Raw genomic sequence first — 17,994 nt, 5'->3', positions numbered from 1 at the left:
TTCCCATTTCCGCCGTCACGCTGAAGGAGTAGGCTTGCGCTCAGGTCATTACACCCCTCACCATCTGTCATGAGGTTTCATGATGAGTAAAGTCAAACAAGCAGATATCGATCAGTTGATCGTCCTGGTCGGCGGCCGCGAAAACATCGCTACCGTCAGCCATTGCATTACCCGCCTGCGCTTCGTGCTGAACGATCCGGCCAAAGCCAACCCGAAGGCCATTGAAGAACTCTCCATGGTTAAAGGCTGCTTCACCAACGCCGGTCAGTTCCAGGTCGTGATTGGTACCGAAGTGGACGATTACTATCAGGCTCTGCTGGCAACGACCGGGCACTCCTCCGCCGATAAAGAGCAGGCGAAGAAGGCCGCGCGCCAGAACATGAAGTGGCACGAGCAGCTGATTTCCCACTTTGCGGAGATCTTCTTCCCGCTGCTGCCAGCGCTGATCAGCGGAGGCTTGATCTTAGGCTTCCGTAACGTCATCGGCGACGTGCCGATGAGCGACGGCAAAACCCTGGCGCAGATGTATCCGGCGCTGAAAACCGTGTACGACTTCCTGTGGCTGATTGGCGAGGCGATCTTCTTCTATCTGCCGGTCGGGATCTGCTGGTCCGCCGTGCGCAAGATGGGCGGTACGCCGATCCTCGGTATCGTACTCGGCGTCACGCTGGTCTCTCCGCAGTTAATGAACGCTTACTTACTTGGTCAGCAGGTGCCTGAGGTGTGGAACTTCGGCCTGTTTACCATCGCCAAAGTGGGCTATCAGGCGCAGGTCATTCCGGCCCTGCTGGCGGGGCTGGCGCTGGGCTTTATTGAAACCCGACTGAAGCGCATCGTGCCGGATTACCTTTATCTGGTGGTGGTGCCGGTGTGCTCGCTGATTCTGGCGGTCTTCCTGGCGCATGCCTTTATCGGTCCGTTTGGCCGCATGATTGGCGACGGCGTGGCCTTCGCAGTGCGTCACCTGATGACCGGCAGCTTCGCCCCGATTGGCGCCGCGCTGTTTGGCTTCCTGTACGCCCCGCTGGTGATCACCGGCGTGCACCAGACCACGCTGGCCATTGATATGCAGATGATCCAGAGCCTCGGCGGCACACCGGTCTGGCCGATTATCGCCCTGTCTAACATTGCTCAGGCGTCCGCGGTGACCGGCATCATCATCGTCAGCCGCAAGCACAACGAACGCGAGATCTCCGTTCCGGCGGCCATCTCCGCCTACCTGGGCGTCACCGAACCGGCGATGTACGGTATCAACCTGAAATACCGCTTCCCGATGCTCTGCGCGATGATCGGTTCCGGTCTGGCGGGCCTGGTGTGCGGACTGAACGGCGTAATGGCAAACGGGATTGGCGTCGGCGGCCTGCCGGGCATCCTCTCCATCCAGCCCGCTTACTGGCAGGTGTTCGCCCTGGCAATGGCCATCGCGATTATCGTCCCAATGGCGCTGACTACCGTGGTTTATCAGCGTAAGTTCCGTCAGGGCTCGCTGCAGATTGTTTAATCTCTCTCTTTCGGGGCGCAGTTGCGCCCCTTCGCATTTGCAGGAACACACTATGAATACCCTTCCTCACTGGTGGCAAAACGGCGTTATCTACCAGATTTACCCCAAGAGTTTCCAGGACACCACCGGCAGCGGCACCGGCGATTTACGCGGCGTGACGCAGCGTATGGACTACCTGAAAACCCTCGGCATCGACGCCATCTGGCTGACGCCGTTTTATATCTCCCCGCAGGTGGATAATGGCTACGACGTGGCGAATTACACCGCCATCGACCCTGCGTACGGCACGCTGGATGATTTCGACGAACTGGTCGCCGAGGCGCACCAGCGCGGCATTCGCATCGTGCTGGATATGGTGTTCAACCACACCTCAACCCAGCACCCCTGGTTCCGGGAATCGCTGAACAAAGCGAGCCCGTACCGCCAGTTCTACATCTGGCGCGACGGCACGCCTGAGCAGTTGCCCAACAACTGGCGCTCCAAGTTTGGCGGCAACGCCTGGCGCTGGCACGCGGAGAGCGAGCAGTATTACCTGCACCTGTTCGCGCCGGAGCAGGCGGACCTCAACTGGGAAAATCCGGCGGTGCGCGCCGAGCTGAAAAAGGTGTGCGAGTTCTGGGCCGACCGCGGCGTCGACGGCTTGCGCCTCGATGTCATTAACCTGATTTCGAAAGATCAGGATTTCCCGAATGATGAGACGGGTGACGGTCGCCGCTTCTACACTGACGGGCCGCGCATCCATGAATATCTGCAGGAGATGAGCCGCGACGTCTTCACCCCGCGCAACCTGATGACGGTAGGCGAGATGTCCTCCACCTCGCTGGAGAACTGCCAGCAGTATGCTTCTCTCGATGGCCGCGAGCTGTCGATGACCTTTAACTTCCACCACCTGAAGGTGGACTATCCCGGCGGCGAAAAGTGGACGAAGGCGAAGCCAGACTTCGTGGCGCTGAAAACCCTTTTCCGCCACTGGCAGCAAGGGATGCATAACAAAGCCTGGAACGCGCTGTTCTGGTGTAACCACGACCAGCCGCGCATCGTGTCGCGCTTCGGTGACGAAGGAGAATACCGGGTTCACGCCGCGAAAATGCTCGGCATGGTGCTGCACGGTATGCAGGGCACGCCGTATATCTATCAGGGCGAAGAGCTGGGGATGACGAACCCGCACTTCAGCCGCATCACCGATTACCGCGACGTGGAAAGCCTGAACATGTTCGCCGAACTGCGCGCCAACGGCCGCGATCCGGATGAATTACTGGCGATTCTGGCGAGTAAGTCCCGGGATAATGGCCGCACGCCAATGCAGTGGGACGCGTCACACAATGCGGGCTTTAGCGAGGGCGAACCGTGGATTGGCGTCTGCGATAACTACGAAACCGTGAACGCCCGCTCGGCGCTCGACGATGCGGATTCCGTCTTCTATACCTACCAGTCGCTGATTAGCCTGCGCAAAACCCTGCCGGTGCTAACGTGGGGGGATTATGAGGATCTCCTGCCGGAACACCCTTCTCTGTGGTGCTACCGTCGCCAGTGGCAGGGACAGACCCTGATCGTTGCGGCGAACCTGAGTAATACGCCTCAGGAATGGCAGACAGACCTTCTCAGCGGTAAGTTGCAGGTGTTGATGAGTAACTACCCGACACCGCAAACGACGTCGCTGCGTCCGTTTGAAGCCGTCTGGTGGTTGCAACAGTAACCGCCCTGCCGGGTGCAGCCCTGCATCCGGCTTACTTTACTGTTTTTGTTGAATAATTAATCAGATTTTTCTCTTCCACCTTTACAATCTCTGAAGCGCCCGTCGTTTGTACTCTCGTCTTTTTACTTTGTTCTGAATCAAATAAATCGCAAACATGTTTGATGCAAATCACTATATGTAGCACTTAAAATGCACGCCGACCCAACATCTTGTATTTATCGTCTACTATTCCAACAACAAGACGGCGCTTACGCTGGCCGGAATTGTGGATAACACGAGCTGGGAACGCGGGAAGTCTTTGGCCTGGCGGGAAATGCGTCCGGTGAATACTTCTCCACCTCTGTGGATAACCTGTTTTCAAAAATGGAGTGATCATGACACCGCATGTGATGAAACGTGATGGCTGTAAAGTGCCGTTTAAATCAGAGCGCATCCAGGAAGCCATTCTGCGTGCAGCTAAAGCAGCGGGAGTCGATGACGCAGATTACTGCGCCACCGTCGCAGAAGTCGTTAGCAGCCAGATGAATGAACGCAGCCAGGTTGATATCAACGAGATCCAGACCGCGGTTGAGAACCAGCTCATGGCAGGGCCTTACAAGCAGCTGGCGCGCGCCTACATTGAGTACCGCCACGATCGAGACGTGCAGCGCGAGAAGCGCGGCCGCCTGAACCAGGAGATCCGTGGCCTGGTGGAGCAGACCAACTCCGCCCTGCTCAATGAAAACGCCAACAAAGACAGTAAAGTGATCCCCACCCAGCGCGATCTGCTGGCCGGTATCGTCGCCAAACACTATGCCCGTCAGCATCTGCTGCCGCGCGACGTGGTCTCGGCGCACGAGCGCGGCGAGATCCACTACCACGATCTCGACTATTCGCCGTTCTTCCCGATGTTCAACTGCATGCTGATCGATCTGAAAGGCATGCTGACCCACGGTTTTAAAATGGGTAACGCGGAGATTGAACCGCCTAAGTCGATCTCCACGGCCACCGCGGTCACGGCGCAGATTATCGCCCAGGTCGCCAGCCATATTTACGGCGGCACCACCATTAACCGCATTGATGAAGTGCTGGCCCCGTTCGTGACGGCGAGCTTCAACAAGCACCGTAAAACGGCTGACGAGTGGCAGATTCCGGACGCGGACGGCTATGCGCATTCCCGTACCGAGAAAGAGTGCTACGACGCCTTCCAGTCGCTGGAATATGAGGTGAACACGCTGCACACCGCCAACGGCCAGACGCCGTTTGTAACCTTCGGCTTTGGCCTGGGCACCAGCTGGGAATCACGCCTGATCCAGCAGTCGATCCTGCGCAACCGTATTTCCGGCCTCGGCAAAAACCGTAAAACCGCCGTGTTCCCGAAACTGGTGTTCGCGATTCGCGACGGCCTGAACCACAAGTTTGGCGATCCAAACTACGATATCAAACAGCTGGCGCTGGAGTGCGCGAGCAAGCGCATGTATCCGGACATCCTGAACTACGATCAGGTGGTGAAGGTCACCGGTTCGTTTAAAACGCCAATGGGCTGCCGCAGCTTCCTCGGCGTGTACGAGGATGAAAACGGCGAGCAGATCCACGACGGGCGCAACAACCTCGGCGTGATCAGCCTCAACCTGCCGCGCATCGCGCTGGAAGCGAAAGGCAATGAAGACGCCTTCTGGGCGCTGCTGGACGAGCGCCTGCAGCTGGCGCGTAAGGCGCTGATGACCCGTATTGCCCGTCTGGAAGGGGTCAAAGCCCGCGTCGCGCCGATCCTCTATATGGAAGGGGCCTGTGGCGTGCGCCTGAAGGCGGACGATGACGTGTCTGAGATCTTCAAAAACGGTCGCGCGTCGATTTCGCTGGGCTACATCGGCATTCACGAAACCATCAACGCGCTGTTTGGCGATACGCACATGTACGACAGCGAAGCCCTGCGTGAGAAAGGCATCGCCATCGTTCAGCGCCTGCGCGACGCGGTAGACCAGTGGAAAGAGGAAACCGGCTACGGGTTCAGCCTGTATAGCACCCCAAGCGAGAACCTGTGCGACCGCTTCTGCCGTCTGGACACCGCCGAGTTCGGGATTGTGGAAGGCGTGACCGACAAAGGGTACTACACCAACAGCTTCCACCTCGATGTGGAGAAGAAGGTGAACCCGTACGACAAGATCGACTTCGAAGCGGCGTATCCGCCGATCGCCAGCGGCGGCTTCATCTGCTACGGCGAGTACCCGAACATTCAGCACAACCTGAAGGCGCTGGAGGACGTGTGGGATTACAGCTACCAGCACGTGCCGTATTACGGGACCAACACGCCTATCGACGAGTGCTACGAGTGCGGCTTTACCGGCGAGTTTGAATGTACGAGTAAAGGCTTTACCTGCCCGAAATGCGGCAACCACGATGCGGCCCGCGTCTCCGTGACCCGCCGCGTGTGCGGCTATCTCGGCAGCCCGGACGCCCGTCCGTTTAACGCTGGCAAACAGGAAGAGGTGAAGCGCCGCGTGAAGCATCTGGGGAATGGACAGATCGGTTAATCCGCTGCCACGTTAATGCCCGGTGGCGCTGCGCTTACCGGGCCTACGGACCGCTCTCTTTTGTAGGCCGGGTAAGCGCAGCGCCACCCGGCGTGGTTATTCGCGATGAACTATCACCAGTACTACCCCGTCGACATCGTCAACGGCCCCGGCACCCGCTGCACCCTGTTCGTCTCAGGCTGCGTCCACGAATGCCCCGGCTGCTACAACAAAAGCACCTGGCGCCTGAATTCCGGCAAGCCGTTCACCACGGAGATGGAAGATAAAATCATCAGCGACCTGAACGACACGCGCATTCACCGCCAGGGAATTTCGCTCTCCGGCGGCGATCCGCTGCATCCGCAAAACGTGCAGGATATTTTGAAGCTGGTGAAGCGCATTCGCCGCGAGTGCTCGGGAAAAGATATCTGGGTCTGGACAGGCTACAAGCTGGATGAGCTGAACGCGCAGCAAATGGAAGTCGTGGATCTGATTAACGTGCTGGTCGACGGCAAGTTCATGCAGGATTTAAAAGACCCGGCGCTCATCTGGCGCGGCAGCAGCAACCAGGTTGTGCATCATTTGCGTTGATCAAAGGCGGATGTTATCCATCCGCCCTTATCTCAAAAACGACTCAAACTCTCCATCGCCACCGCCTTAAAGCCGGCAAAATCCTCGCAGCTACAGAGACGTGACATCGCCCGCTCGCGCAGGAAGGTGACGAAGATATCGTAAATCGCCATCGCCTCTTCGTATTCGCTTTTGCTGATGGCAAGCAGGAAGATGACGTGCGCGGTTTCGTCGCCCCACTGCACGCCGTGCGGAGCCAGCACGGTGTAGACCACCGTTTTCTGCGCCAGCAGGCCGAGGGAGTGCGGCAGCGCGATGCCGTCGCCGAGCATGGTGCTGACGATAGCTTCACGCTCAACAACCGAATCCAGAAACTCCGCGCCAACAAAGCCTTCGGCCTCAAGCTGTTCACACAGCTCGCGGAACAGCGTCTGCTGATCGATCGGCTTGTCGATAATGCGGAAGTGGGCCGCGTCGAAGTATTTATCCAGCATCCACGGGCGGGTGCGGTCCACCAGCACCAGTTTGCCAATCTGTTCTAACTGATAGTCGGTCGGGAACGGAGCGATCATCACCACCGGTTTTGACTTTTCGCTGACGCGGGCGGTGGCGATCACAAAGTCTTCGCCAATCGTTTCCGCCAGCTCGTACTCGCGCAGGGTGAGCGTGCGCGTTACCTCAATCTGCGGGTATTTACGCTGCAGCACCGCCTCAATCATGCGCACCATCGCATTACCGGCGTCGCATACCAGCAGCACGCGCGGCTGACGCTGATAGCCAATGTTGTAGTGGCGCTCCAGTCCGACACCAATATGCAGCACCAGGAAACCAATCTCGTTTTCGCTGATCACATACGGCGTGTATTTGCCCCAGCTCGACACCGCGGCCAGCGTCATGTCCCACGCCATCGGGTAGTGCTGCTTGATGTTATCCAGCAGCGGATTGGGGATCATGATTTGATACCGCACGCGGGTGATCATGGTTTTAATATGCGTCAGCAGATCCGCGTGCAGCTGCGCGTCGCTAAGCAGGTTGTAGTTATAGTGGGTGTTGATGTAGCGCAGGATGTAGTTGACCAGCGCTTCATCGTCATCGGCATTAATCGCGCTGGGCGCGATCTCCTGGATCTGCCGCGCCGCAATGTGCACGCACAGCCAGCTCTCCTCCGACGGCGAAAGCGTTTTGCCCGCCAGCTGCTGGATGGTCACCGCGATATCCTTCGCCGCCTCGAGCACGTTCTCTTCCACGTCTTCGGCATGGAATTCCGGCAGCGGGTAACCTTCGCTGATGCGACGTACCGACACCGCGCAGTACAGGCGCAGGAACAGCTCGCCTTCATCGGTCAGGCGAATGTGATGACGCGTCAAGGCGTCGTGCAGCACCGGCACCATCTGCTCCGCCACGCCCGCATTCAGCGCCACGTCGGTCACCAGCGGGTTCAGGCTGTCCTGCTGCGCCAGCTCCCAGAGCAGATCGGTCAGGCACGCGCGGGTCGACATCTCGCTGCCAAACAGCTTCATCCCATGGCGCGGACGGGTTTCCAGCGTCAGGTTGTAACGATGAAACCACTCGCGTACCTCCGCCATGTCGCTTTGCAGCGTGGCGCGGCTGACGAACCACTCGTCCGCCAGATCCTCCAGCTTAAGCGAAAACGCCGAGGTGAGAAAACGCACCACCAGATAATGCACGCGCTCCGGCCCGGTCCGTGGGATACGCAGCGCGCGCGGGTGGGATGCCTGAAGCTGCTGATAGCGCTCGGCATCCTCAATTTTGAGCTGGTAGCCGTTGCCCCGGCTCAGGATAAACTGCGCGCCGTGGCTGGCCAGCAGCGCGTTCAGGGCGGTGATATCCGCACGGACGGTTCGCGTGGAGACCGACAGCCGCTGCGCCAGCTCGTCCTGCGGCAGCGTCTCGTTTTGCAACAGATCGAAAAGTTGCGCTAAACGTTGGTTCGGAAATCGCACGTCGTTGTCCTCTAACAGCTTAAGGTGAAATGACCATCTGGGATGGGCTGCCGACCGGGGTATAGTCCGGTTCGAAGCTCAATTTCCCGTCCTGCGCCACGCGGAAACGGGTAATGTTGTCGCTGCGCTGGTTCATGACGTACAGCCAGCGTCCCTGCTTATCGAGCGTCAGGGTGCGGGGATAATCACCACGCGTCCACACGTCATCCTGATGCGTCAGCGTGCCCTCTGCTGTTACGGTAAAGTGCCCGATGCTGTTATGCAAACGGTTAGCCACATACAGCTGTTTGCCATCGGCGCTTAATGCGAGCCCGGCAGCAAAGCTGGTGCCTTTGTAACCTTCCGGCAGGGCAGAAACCGTTTTATCCTCTTTCAGGGTGCCGTTGGCGTTCACGGTATACCGGGTGAGCGTAGACGCCTCTTCGTTAATCAGCCACAGGGCATCGCCCTTCGGCGTAAAGACAAAGTGGCGCGGCCCGGCGCCTTTCGAGGAGGCGCTGATAAACGGCGGGTCGTTCGGCGTCAGCTTTCCTGTCCGATCGTCAAAACGGTACTGATAGATGCGATCCAGCCCAAGATCGGTGGAAAACACGTATTTCCCGCTCGGATCGGCGGCGATCATGTGCGCATGGGGGCCGTTATGATCGCTGATCGCGAAACTGCCCTCCGCAGCAGCTTCGGGCTTCGCCGCGCCCGGTTCGCCTTGATCCTGATGTTTGTCCGTGGCTTCACCCAGGCTGCCGTCTGCGTTGACGGGTAAAACGGCAATTGAGCCGCTGACATAGTTCGCCACCAGCAGATGCTGGCCGTTCGGCGTCAGGGAGAGATACACCGGCCCGGCACCGCCGGAGGCCACCTGATTGAGCTCGCGCAGCTCACCGTTATCACCGACGCGCAGCGCCTGCACCACGCCCTGCTCCACTTCGCTTGCCAGATACAGCGTTTTGCCGTCCTGTGAAAGGGTCAGCTGCGCCGCATTCGGCAGTTTGCTCACCAGCGTTTTATCGTTCAGCGCGCCGGTTTGCGGGTTAACAGTAAAACGGTACAACCCTTCACCGTTCGGATTATAGGTACCCACCCAGGCATATTGCGTCTGGGCGACAGCGGCGGTGGCGAGCATCGAGAGTGAAGCGACAAGCAAGGTACGGGTGTGCATGGTGGCTCCTGTATATATGTGAGTTCTACTTCACCAGCTTCTTCGTCATCGCCAGCAGGGTACGCACATCTTCCGGACGCGTATCACCGCTGGCTTTGTCGATAATCGAGCTGTAGATATGCGGGATGATTTTGCTCACGCCCGCGTCGAGGGCGATCTGCAGGATCTCCTCATAGTTTTCCAGATCGATACCTCCGGTCGGCTCCAGCCAGAAGTCGTGACGGGCGCAGGCTTCCGCCACCGCTTTGTACTCGTCACGGCACTTCAGGCCGCCCATCGGGAAGTATTTGATAGAGCTGCCGCCGAAATCTTTCAGCAGGGCAATCGCCGTTTCAACCGGCACGATGCCGTCCGGCGCTGCGCTGCTCAGCGGGCCGGTGGAGATTTTCACCATTCCGACGGTGCCGGTCGGGGAGACCAGACCGTTGACCACGGACTCGTTCTGCCCCAGCAGCGCGCGGCTGGTAGCCACGCCGGTAAAGACCTGGTTGACGTGCTGCGGCTGCACCTGACGGGAGATCTCGCTCACCATCGCCGACTGGTTCGGGTCGCCCGCGCCCAGCCCAACGGAGAGCGCGTTATCAATCAGCGCCGCGTACTCGCGCATATCCGCTACCGCGCTGGCCACGTCCGGGTAATTTTTGGAGAGCACGCCCACCAGCACATGACCTTCCGCCGCCTCGTAGATGGCGCTGGCGTTGGCTTTCGACCCTGCCAGCACGTTCAGACAGACGCGGTCACGGTAAAAGTTGGGGGTCAGTTTCATGCGTTTTTCTCCTGTCCTAACACTTCGCTAATGCGGCGGTACACGATGTTCAGCTGATCAGCATTCACGCTGCGCACATCCGCTTCGATAATCCCTTCGTTGGCCTTGTAGCCACGGAAGTAAATGGCGTATTCGCCCTGCTTCAGCTTCGCCACCAGGTCACCCGTGCCGACGCCGGTGGTGGCTTCGTCAAATTTAATCTCGGTGCGGGCGATGTCGCGTCCGGCGCTGTCCCAGACCACGCGCGCGGTCACACCGTTCAGGGTGTTGAGCGCCTCGATAAACGGCGTCATTTTCGCTACCATCTCGGCGCCGCTCTCTTTGGTGGCCGTCAGATAGTGTTCGATGGCGCAGGTCAGGCCAAGAATGCCCTCTTTACCCACCTTCATGGCGCGGCCAATCCCCGCCGTCTGGCGTTTGACCCACTCAACATACTGGGTTTTGCCGATCACCAGCCCGCTGGTTGGGCCTTCGATCGCCTTCGCGCCGCTGTAGATCACCAGGTCCGCGCCGGAGCGGTAGTAAACATGCAGATCTTCTTCCGCCGCGGCATCAACGATGAGCGGCAAGTCGTGTTTACGCGCGACAACGGCCGCCTGCTCGACGCTGAGCATGCTTTTCTGCACGCAGTGGTGAGATTTGATATAGAGGATCGCCGCCGTGCGCGGGGTGATCGCCGCCGCTAGCTGATCGGCGGAACATTCGTTGGCGTAGCCCGCCTCCACCAGCCTGCCGCCGCCCAGCGCGACCATGGTGCCCACCGGCGCGCCAAAGTTCACGTTGTGGCCTTTCGGCAGCACGATTTCGTTGTTCTCAATCGGGGTGATGTGCAGATTTTCCAGCAGCCAGTCGCTGTCTTTGACCAGCACCGCCGCAACGGACTGGGCAATGCCCGCCGACGCGCAGGAGACGACCGTCGCCCCTTCCACATCCAGCAGCTTCGCGATGTACTCCCCGGTTTTATTGACCAGATCCTTCATCTCGAAATAGTGATTCATGCCGTCCATCGCCGCCTGTACCACCTCCGGACGCGGCGTGGAGACGCCCAGCGCCGTCATGCGGCCAGAGGTGTTGATAACCTGCTTTAAGCGGTACTTCTCATAAATCGAAGGCATTTTCCGTGCTCCCTTGTTCGGTCATGTAGCCCTTGCCCGCGCGGATCGCGGCAAGCGGCACCAGAATGTGTTCAGCCTGCAGGCTGTCGTTTTCGGCATCCGTCAGCACCGTCGGCTGACGTTTGAGGATGAATAGCGTCAGGTCGGCGTCGAGACCCGGCTGAATGCGGCCCTTGCGCGTCAGGCGCAGGCCGTCGGCGGCGTTCGCCGTGACGCAGTCAATCACCTGCGGCAATGACATGCCGATGGCGAGAAACTTCGACATCACGCTTGCCAGCGAGCCCACCGGGCCGTTGATGCGGTTGCGGCAGTAGATATCTGAGCTGATGGTGTGCGGCAGAATGCCCATCGCGATAGCGCGTTTTGCCACCTCAAAGCTAAAGCTCGCCGTGCCGTGCCCCACGTCCAGACGCACGCCGCGCTTCAGGGCAGAGGATATGGAGGCGCGCAGCTCGCCCGAGGGCGTCAGAATGCGGTTAGGCTTGCCGTTATAGCAGTGGGTAATGATGTCGCCGGAACTCAGGAGTTCGGCGATTTCGTCGAGATTTGGCGGGTTGTTGCCGATGTGCACCATCAGCGGCAGGTCGCCGTTCTCTTTCTGAATCGCTTTCGCGCGCGCCAGCGGCGTGATGCCGTTTTCACCGACCACGCTGCTGCTCATACGCGCCTTCAGGCCGACGATAAAATCAGGGTGGCGCTTCACCGCCTGCTTCACCGCGTCGGCATCAACATTGGCCATATTGGCCAGCTCGTTCTGGGCAATCAGCCCCACGCGGGAGATGTTCAGCAGAGCAAAAACCTCGGTGGAGGCCTTGCGGGTGATCTCATAGAAATCGTCCACATCGTCGGCGCCGGTGCTGCCCGCGTCCACTACGGTGGTGACGCCGGTGGCAACGCCCACGCTGTCGGGTTCGTCGTGGTAAATCGGGGAATTCGGGTAGCAGTGTACGTGGGAGTCAATCCAGCCTGCGCTGACGAACACTTCACCGTTCAGCTCAACCGTTTTATGCGCGGGCGCGTTAATCTCGCCCAGCGCCGCGATTTTCCCGTCCTGAATGGCGATATCGGTCAGGGTATCGTCGGTGAGGCGCGCACGGCGCAGGAGTAAATCAAACATGAGGATCTCCTGATAAGGCGGGCGCCAGCGCGCCCGCGGGTATTAAAGGGCAACCGGGAACAGCCAGCCCAGAATCATCGCGCCGAGGATAGCGCCACCGGTAATCGGCTTCTGCCAGATGTAGAACAGCAGCGCACCCACCAGCGAGCCGACGCCGATCGGAATGGAGGCGGTCATGGCGCTGAGGATGATCAACGGCCCGAGGAAGCGGCCGGAGGCGTTGCCCGCGCCCATCATCACGTCTGCGCCGTAGGTGGAGTTGCTCTGGTTGATGGTGAACTTACGCGCCAGGATGATGACGTAGCCAATCGCCAGACCAATCACCAGGCCGGTGATCAGCGAAGCAATGAAGTTGGTCACCGGGAACATGATCCCCGCGCCCAGCAGCAGCGCCGGTACGCCGAGGCCTACGCCGGTCTGGATCGCCCCGCCAATGTCGAGAATACCGACCAGCGACCCTTCGATAATACGGGCGAACAGGAAGCTCGCGCCAAACGCCGCCACCGCGCCGTAAACGCCGGTATCAATACCCGCTTTCAGCATCGCCACGAAGGCCACTTCGTTAAACGCGCCGATGCCGTAGAGGTAGTACATGTGCGTCCCGGCAAACACGCCGGAGGAGAGCAGGCCAACGAAGATCGGGAACGACCAGTCGGCATACCAAAAACCTTTATTCTGTTCCATTTAGAGGCTCCTGTTATTTACCGCTGAGCGAGTTGTGGATCATGTCGAGCCAGTTCGGCACGGTCAGATGGAAGGATTCGATCATCTTCATGTCGAAGCCGCGGAAGAAGCCGCTCAGCACGAAGAGCAGCACGATAGCCGCCATCATCACTTTGGTGACGTGGTTCCAGCCGCTCTCTTCCACGCCTTTCCCGATCAGGATCCCCAGCACCAGGCCCGGTACGGCGTTGCCCATAATCAACTGCGCCGCGCCGCCGAAGATGGTGGCCCAGAAGCCCGATTTTTTACCCGCATCGATGGCTGCCAGCCAGAAGATCACCGGCATCACGGTGTTCACCAGCAGGTTTGCCGCCGGCACCAGCACCTTCACGGCGGTGACCTGAAGCGCTGCGGGAACGGAGGAGGCGGTCAGGTTAAGGAAGGTCACGACGATCATGCCGATCACGCCGCAGGCAATCGCCATTTTGCGGGGATCGTGCAGCGTTTCGCCGACGTTACGGTTTTTGATCATCAGTGCAGCCGCACCCCAGTTCGGGATGATGCGGTGGTCAACGTCCTGTGTGAAAGCCCCTGCGGCCACGGAAGAGGCCCAGGCGTTAAAGAAGAAACCTAACCCAAAGGAGAAGTGGGACGCCGGATCCCCTTCACAGGAGTTCAGTTCCCCCAACGTACGAAACGCGCCCATACCCTGAGTGGTAGGCGCATGAAACATGCGTGCAGCCCCGGCGCCCACACCGACGCCAACCAGGCCGCCAATGATGAGCGATTTCATTAATATAATTAAGAACATCAGTCTGCCCTTTTATGAATAATCAGCGTTGCGTGACGAAATCCACCTGGTCGAGATTGATGGCTGTCACGTTGACGGTCACATCCAGCTCCACGCTGTAGGTGCGTCTTTCCCGGCGCAGAAAGAAGAACAGAAACGCTTCTTTACGCACCGCTTCTTGCGCCTGAACGACCTGCACATCCTGTGGCTCAATACGCAGTAAGATATGCGGTGAGGCTTTCATCACCGCGGCCTGAACGTGGTTGAGCGCGTCGGCAAAGGCGCGCGCTTTGGCGTCGCCCTTCCCCTTCACTCTCACCGTGGTTGTGAACTGTTCTTTCATGCTTATGCGCCGTATTTCTTCTGCCACGCCTGTACCAGACGCTCGCCAAGCTCTTCTTTATCCATAAAGCCAAAGCCCAGCACGTTGCAGCCTTCGTTGATGGCAGTCACGCCCTCTTCCACGGAACGCATGCCGTATTTGGCTTTGTAGCCATACTTGGTCTGGGCGGTGATGGCACCCGCGCCGCCGCTGCCGCAGAAGGAGATGCCGAAGGTGGCGTTTTCCGCTTTCATTACGTCGCCCAGCTTCATGTCTGCCGCCATGCCCGGTACGACAACCGCGCGTCCACCTGCTTTTTCCACACCGGCAGCCACTTTCTGACCTTTACCCAGGCGATCGCCAATCACGACTGTAATCTGTTCCATGTGTTGCTCCTTAAAGGTTGTCTTTTGCGACTTCAAAGTGAACGGAGAGCAGCCAGGCTTCTTCATCAGGAAGGTTGCCAAACTGCGCGACCACTTCACGGGCAAGCCGCATTGAATCCGGTGAAATTTCGTCAAACAGCTCTGCTTCAACCTCCGGTAGCGGCTCGCCGGTCACGGACCGGTGCGCCATGGCGCGCACGTGGGAGGTGAGCATCTGCTCCTGTACTGCATTGGGGATGATGTTGTTCCGGGCCAGCAGGGCATAGACCTGCTGCAGCATGGTGTTTGCGAGTTGATCTGTTTGCACCGCCTGTTCCCCAACGTCGTTCATTACCGCTCCGTTAATCACTGGTCTTACCCCGTTAATGGCTCTGGATTAAAACTAACGGTGGGAGGGACGGGTTTGTAGCGAGTTGTTTTCCACTTCGAAGTGGAAAGGCGAGCCGCAGCAGTGATCTGTGCCACATAAATGCGCCGAATCTGGATAAATCAATGTATTCGCGTGATGAATATCACGCTATTACGCGGGAACGAACGGGTAAGCAGAGTGGAAAAGATTCCGAGCAGGCTCGTAGAAATGTGACGTGGATAAGGTTTTCTTATGGGGATTGGGTAGAGTGGCGGCGGGTGCTTGAGACTGACCGTCTCAGGCATGGGACGGAAAGTGGAAAGCCCCGCCTGATAGAAAATCAGGGCGGGGGCTCGAAACGACACGTCACGACCGTGGAGTTCGCTACCTCGCCCGCTTTAAAGCAAGGAGGCATCCATGAAACGCCAATCCCCAAGTATCGGGGTTTTGATGATTATTGCTTTGACAATAATCATCTTAACGCTGGTGACGAGGAAAACACTGTGCGAAATCCGTTTTCGAAACGGCTCGCTTGAAGTGACAGCGCGGATGGATTGTCGCTCCGGCCAGTAGGGAGCAAGGATGCGGGGGCGCGTCATGCGCCTCCGCATACGGGGAAGGACGTACAGCTCAGGCACCCAATTAACGATACTTTTTGTGGTACGTATTGCGCGTGGTCACAAACTGCTCGGCCGCCGCCTGGGCTTCCTTCACTTTGCCTTCGTTAGCGAGCTTCAGCGCGCCGTCGATCTGGCCGACCAGCACGTCAAAGCCGTGGCGGTAGTCTTTCATCTCTGCACTGTCTGCCGCTTTGCTTTCCAGCTTCGGCGGCGTCGCTTTTTGGGCGTCCAGCGCCGCTTCACGCATTTTGGTCAGCGCGTCTTTCATTTCCGCCGCATTGTCAGTTTTCTGCACCACCTTCAGGTTTTGACCGAGGATGCCCATGTCGTCTTCAAGATCGGCAGCAAACGCAGAAGAGCCAAGAACCAGCGTTGAAGCTGCGACGATCGCTAACAGATGTTTACGCATTGCTCACTTCCTTTTTTATTATTGAAACGCCTTTACGGGTATTACTGACCGGCGATTTTCATTTCCGGAAGTAATACAGAACCACACTGTATATTGCTGCGTGTTTCAATATCGTTACCGACCGTAACGATATTGCGCCACATATCCTTCAGATTGCCAGCGATGGTAATTTCGCTCACCGGATACTGGATTTCACCGTTTTCCACCCAGAAACCCGCCGCACCGCGAGAGTAGTCTCCGGTGATGCCGCTGACGCCCTGCCCCATCAGCTCGGTCACCACCAGACCGGTGCCCATCTCCTTCAACATCTGCTCAAAGTTGAGGCCCTGTCCGGCAATGCGCCAGTTGTGAATGCCGCCCGCGTGCCCGGTGCTTTTCAGCCCCAGCTTGCGCGCAGAGTAGTTGGTCAGCAGCCACTGGGTCAGCACGCCGTCTTTGACAATGTCACGACGCTCGGTGCGCACGCCTTCGCTGTCGAACGGCGTGGAGGCCAGCCCTTTCAGCAGGTGCGGATGTTCTTCGATGGTCAGCCATTCCGGCAGGATCTGCTTGCCCAGCGAGTCGAGCAGGAAGGTTGATTTACGGTAAACGGAGCCGCCCGCAATCGCGCCCACCAGATGGCCAAACAGACCGGTCGCCACTTCATTGGCAAAAATCACCGGGGCTTTCATGGTGGAGAGTTTACGCGGCGACAGGCGAGACAGCGTGCGTTCAGCACATTCTTTGCCTACCCACTCCGGAGACTGCAAATCCCCCAGCGCACGGCCAATGGTGTAGGCGTAGTCGCGCTCCATGTCACCGTTCTCTTCGGCGATGACGCAGCTGGAGAGCGAGTGGCGGGTAGAGCAGTAGCCCTGCAGCATGCCGTGGCTGTTGCCAAAGACTTTGATGCCGTAATGGCTATTGAAGCTGCCGCCTTCGGTATTGGTGATGCGCTTATCGGCCTGCAGGGAAGCCTGCTCGGCGCGCGCGGCCAGTTCAATGGCTTCGTCCGGGGTCACTTCCGCCGGGTGGAACAGATCGAGATCCGGCGCGTCAAACGCCAGCAGGTCTTTATCGGCCACGCCGGCGTAAGGATCCGGCGAGGTGTAACGGGCGATATCCAGCGCGGCCTGCACCGTACGGGCGATGGCATCCGGACTGAGATCGGTGGATGACGCACTGCCTTTGCGATTCTGGTGGTATACCGTGATACCCAGCGCGCCGTCGCTGTTGAATTCAACATTCTCCACTTCGCCATAGCGGGTGCTCACGCTAATGCCGGTGGTTTTGCTGACCGCCACTTCGGCGCCATCTGATTTTTCTGAAGCAAGCATCAGCGCGGTGGAGACGGCTTCTTCCAGAATCTTACGCTGCGCTTCAACTTGTGAGGTTACTTTCATCGCAAATGCCATACTGTAAGAGAGAGTTAACTGAAGTCTAACAGAGAACCGTTTTTCAGTGCGCGTCTTAACTGGTAACATTAGCCTCTTTTTTTAAGGAGCCTGACATGACTAAGCAGCCCGAAGACTGGCTCGACGACGTTCCCGGTGATGACATCGAAGACGAAGATGATGAGATCATCTGGGTCAGTAAAAGTGAAATTAAACGTGACGCCGAAGAGTTAAAACAGCTTGGCGCGGAAATGGTAGAACTGGGTAAAAACGCGCTGGATAAGATCCCGCTCGACCAGGATCTGCGCGATGCCATTGAACTGGCACAGAAAATCAAAAAAGAAGGCCGTCGTCGCCAGCTTCAGCTTATCGGGAAAATGCTGCGTCAGCGCGATGTTGATCCGATCCGCCAGGCGCTGGACAAGCTGAAAAACCGCCACAACCAGCAGGTTGCACTGTTCCACAAGCTGGAGCAGATCCGCGATCGTCTGATTGAACAGGGTGATGACGCCGTACCGGAAGTGCTGAACCTGTGGCCGGATGCCGACCGCCAGCAGCTGCGTTCCTTGATCCGCAACGCGAAGAAAGAGAAAGAAGGGAATAAGCCGCCGAAGTCTGCGCGCCTGATTTTCCAGTATCTGCGCGAGCTGTCTGAGAACGAAGAGTAATCCGTTCCCCTCACCCCGGAGGGGCGAGGGGGAAAAG

The 17,994-nt window shown here is 58.4% G+C and carries 18 protein-coding genes; 6 read left to right on the top strand and 12 right to left on the bottom strand.

The window, feature by feature from the left end:
• Window positions 1–82: 82 nt before the first annotated feature.
• From treB to nrdG, 4 genes are all read left to right on the top strand, one after another.
• Window positions 83–1,501 (top strand): PTS trehalose transporter subunit IIBC, encoded by a 1,419-nt coding sequence (gene treB, locus KGP25_RS02900; RefSeq protein ID WP_223540532.1) that lies wholly within the window; start codon window positions 83–85, stop codon window positions 1,499–1,501.
• Between the two features lie 52 nt (window positions 1,502–1,553).
• Window positions 1,554–3,197 (top strand): alpha,alpha-phosphotrehalase, encoded by a 1,644-nt coding sequence (gene treC, locus KGP25_RS02895; RefSeq protein ID WP_223539929.1) that lies wholly within the window; start codon window positions 1,554–1,556, stop codon window positions 3,195–3,197.
• A gap of 374 nt (window positions 3,198–3,571) precedes the next feature.
• Window positions 3,572–5,710, top strand: coding sequence for an anaerobic ribonucleoside-triphosphate reductase (nrdD, locus tag KGP25_RS02890; protein ID WP_223539928.1), 2,139 nt, complete (start codon window positions 3,572–3,574; stop codon window positions 5,708–5,710).
• A 105-nt stretch (window positions 5,711–5,815) separates the two neighbouring features.
• A complete protein-coding gene (gene nrdG, locus KGP25_RS02885; protein ID WP_069720081.1) occupies window positions 5,816–6,280 on the top strand; it encodes an anaerobic ribonucleoside-triphosphate reductase-activating protein in 465 nt (154 codons plus the stop codon).
• A gap of 32 nt (window positions 6,281–6,312) precedes the next feature.
• On the opposite strand, the gene KGP25_RS02880 is transcribed toward nrdG, so the two are convergent.
• The 10 genes from KGP25_RS02880 to KGP25_RS02835 are packed head-to-tail and all read right to left on the bottom strand — an operon-like array spanning window position 6,313 to window position 14,887.
• Window positions 6,313–8,223: a PRD domain-containing protein gene (locus KGP25_RS02880; RefSeq protein WP_223539927.1), complete on the bottom strand. Its 1,911-nt coding sequence runs from the start codon at window positions 8,221–8,223 to the stop codon at window positions 6,313–6,315.
• A gap of 19 nt (window positions 8,224–8,242) precedes the next feature.
• Window positions 8,243–9,379, bottom strand: a complete 1,137-nt coding sequence (locus KGP25_RS02875; RefSeq protein WP_048027937.1) for a lactonase family protein — start codon at window positions 9,377–9,379, stop codon at window positions 8,243–8,245.
• 25 nt (window positions 9,380–9,404) lie between these two features.
• On the bottom strand, window positions 9,405–10,145 hold the full coding sequence (locus KGP25_RS02870) for a KDGP aldolase family protein (protein ID WP_024907273.1): 741 nt from the start codon (window positions 10,143–10,145) through the stop codon (window positions 9,405–9,407).
• Complete coding sequence (locus KGP25_RS02865) at window positions 10,142–11,260, bottom strand: DgaE family pyridoxal phosphate-dependent ammonia lyase (RefSeq protein WP_048225365.1); 1,119 nt, start codon at window positions 11,258–11,260, stop codon at window positions 10,142–10,144. Before KGP25_RS02865 ends, KGP25_RS02870 begins: the two co-directional genes overlap by 4 nt.
• Entirely contained in the window at window positions 11,244–12,377 is a 1,134-nt protein-coding gene (locus KGP25_RS02860) for an amidohydrolase/deacetylase family metallohydrolase (protein ID WP_223539926.1), read from the bottom strand. Before KGP25_RS02860 ends, KGP25_RS02865 begins: the two co-directional genes overlap by 17 nt.
• Window positions 12,378–12,419: 42 nt before the next feature.
• Window positions 12,420–13,061: a DUF4310 family protein gene (locus KGP25_RS02855; RefSeq protein WP_003856081.1), complete on the bottom strand. Its 642-nt coding sequence runs from the start codon at window positions 13,059–13,061 to the stop codon at window positions 12,420–12,422.
• Between the two features lie 13 nt (window positions 13,062–13,074).
• Window positions 13,075–13,851: a DUF4311 domain-containing protein gene (locus tag KGP25_RS02850; protein WP_223539925.1), complete on the bottom strand. Its 777-nt coding sequence runs from the start codon at window positions 13,849–13,851 to the stop codon at window positions 13,075–13,077.
• Window positions 13,852–13,873: 22 nt separating this feature from the next.
• Window positions 13,874–14,173, bottom strand: coding sequence for a DUF4312 family protein (locus KGP25_RS02845; protein ID WP_006810338.1), 300 nt, complete (start codon window positions 14,171–14,173; stop codon window positions 13,874–13,876).
• A gap of 2 nt (window positions 14,174–14,175) precedes the next feature.
• Window positions 14,176–14,538 carry an SFCGS family glycine-rich protein gene (locus KGP25_RS02840; RefSeq protein ID WP_023293430.1) on the bottom strand — a complete coding sequence of 121 codons (363 nt, stop codon included), beginning with the start codon at window positions 14,536–14,538 and terminating at the stop codon, window positions 14,176–14,178.
• Between the two features lie 10 nt (window positions 14,539–14,548).
• A complete protein-coding gene (locus tag KGP25_RS02835; RefSeq protein WP_086374949.1) occupies window positions 14,549–14,887 on the bottom strand; it encodes a glycine dehydrogenase in 339 nt (112 codons plus the stop codon).
• 417 nt (window positions 14,888–15,304) lie between these two features.
• On the opposite strand from KGP25_RS02835, the gene KGP25_RS02830 reads away from it, so the two are divergent.
• On the top strand, window positions 15,305–15,460 hold the full coding sequence (locus KGP25_RS02830) for a Hok/Gef family protein (RefSeq protein WP_008501411.1): 156 nt from the start codon (window positions 15,305–15,307) through the stop codon (window positions 15,458–15,460).
• 69 nt (window positions 15,461–15,529) lie between these two features.
• Here the strand turns inward: KGP25_RS02830 and cybC are convergent, their stop codons facing one another.
• Both cybC and pmbA read right to left on the bottom strand, forming a co-directional pair.
• The gene (gene cybC / locus KGP25_RS02825; RefSeq protein ID WP_008501412.1) at window positions 15,530–15,916 is read right to left on the bottom strand and encodes a cytochrome b562; all 387 of its coding nucleotides are present in this window, start codon (window positions 15,914–15,916) and stop codon (window positions 15,530–15,532) included.
• A 41-nt stretch (window positions 15,917–15,957) separates the two neighbouring features.
• Window positions 15,958–17,310 carry a metalloprotease PmbA gene (gene pmbA / locus KGP25_RS02820; protein ID WP_032643854.1) on the bottom strand — a complete coding sequence of 451 codons (1,353 nt, stop codon included), beginning with the start codon at window positions 17,308–17,310 and terminating at the stop codon, window positions 15,958–15,960.
• 95 nt (window positions 17,311–17,405) lie between these two features.
• Here pmbA and yjgA point away from each other — a divergent pair, with 95 nt between their 5' ends.
• A complete protein-coding gene (gene yjgA / locus KGP25_RS02815) occupies window positions 17,406–17,957 on the top strand; it encodes a ribosome biogenesis factor YjgA (protein ID WP_008501414.1) in 552 nt (183 codons plus the stop codon).
• Window positions 17,958–17,994: the final 37 nt, after the last annotated feature.

Origin of the sequence: Enterobacter sp. JBIWA003 (genome assembly GCF_019968825.1) — a bacterium.
GTDB classification, from domain to species: domain Bacteria; phylum Pseudomonadota; class Gammaproteobacteria; order Enterobacterales; family Enterobacteriaceae; genus Enterobacter; species Enterobacter quasiroggenkampii.
This window is presented reverse-complemented; position numbering and strand designations above follow the sequence as displayed.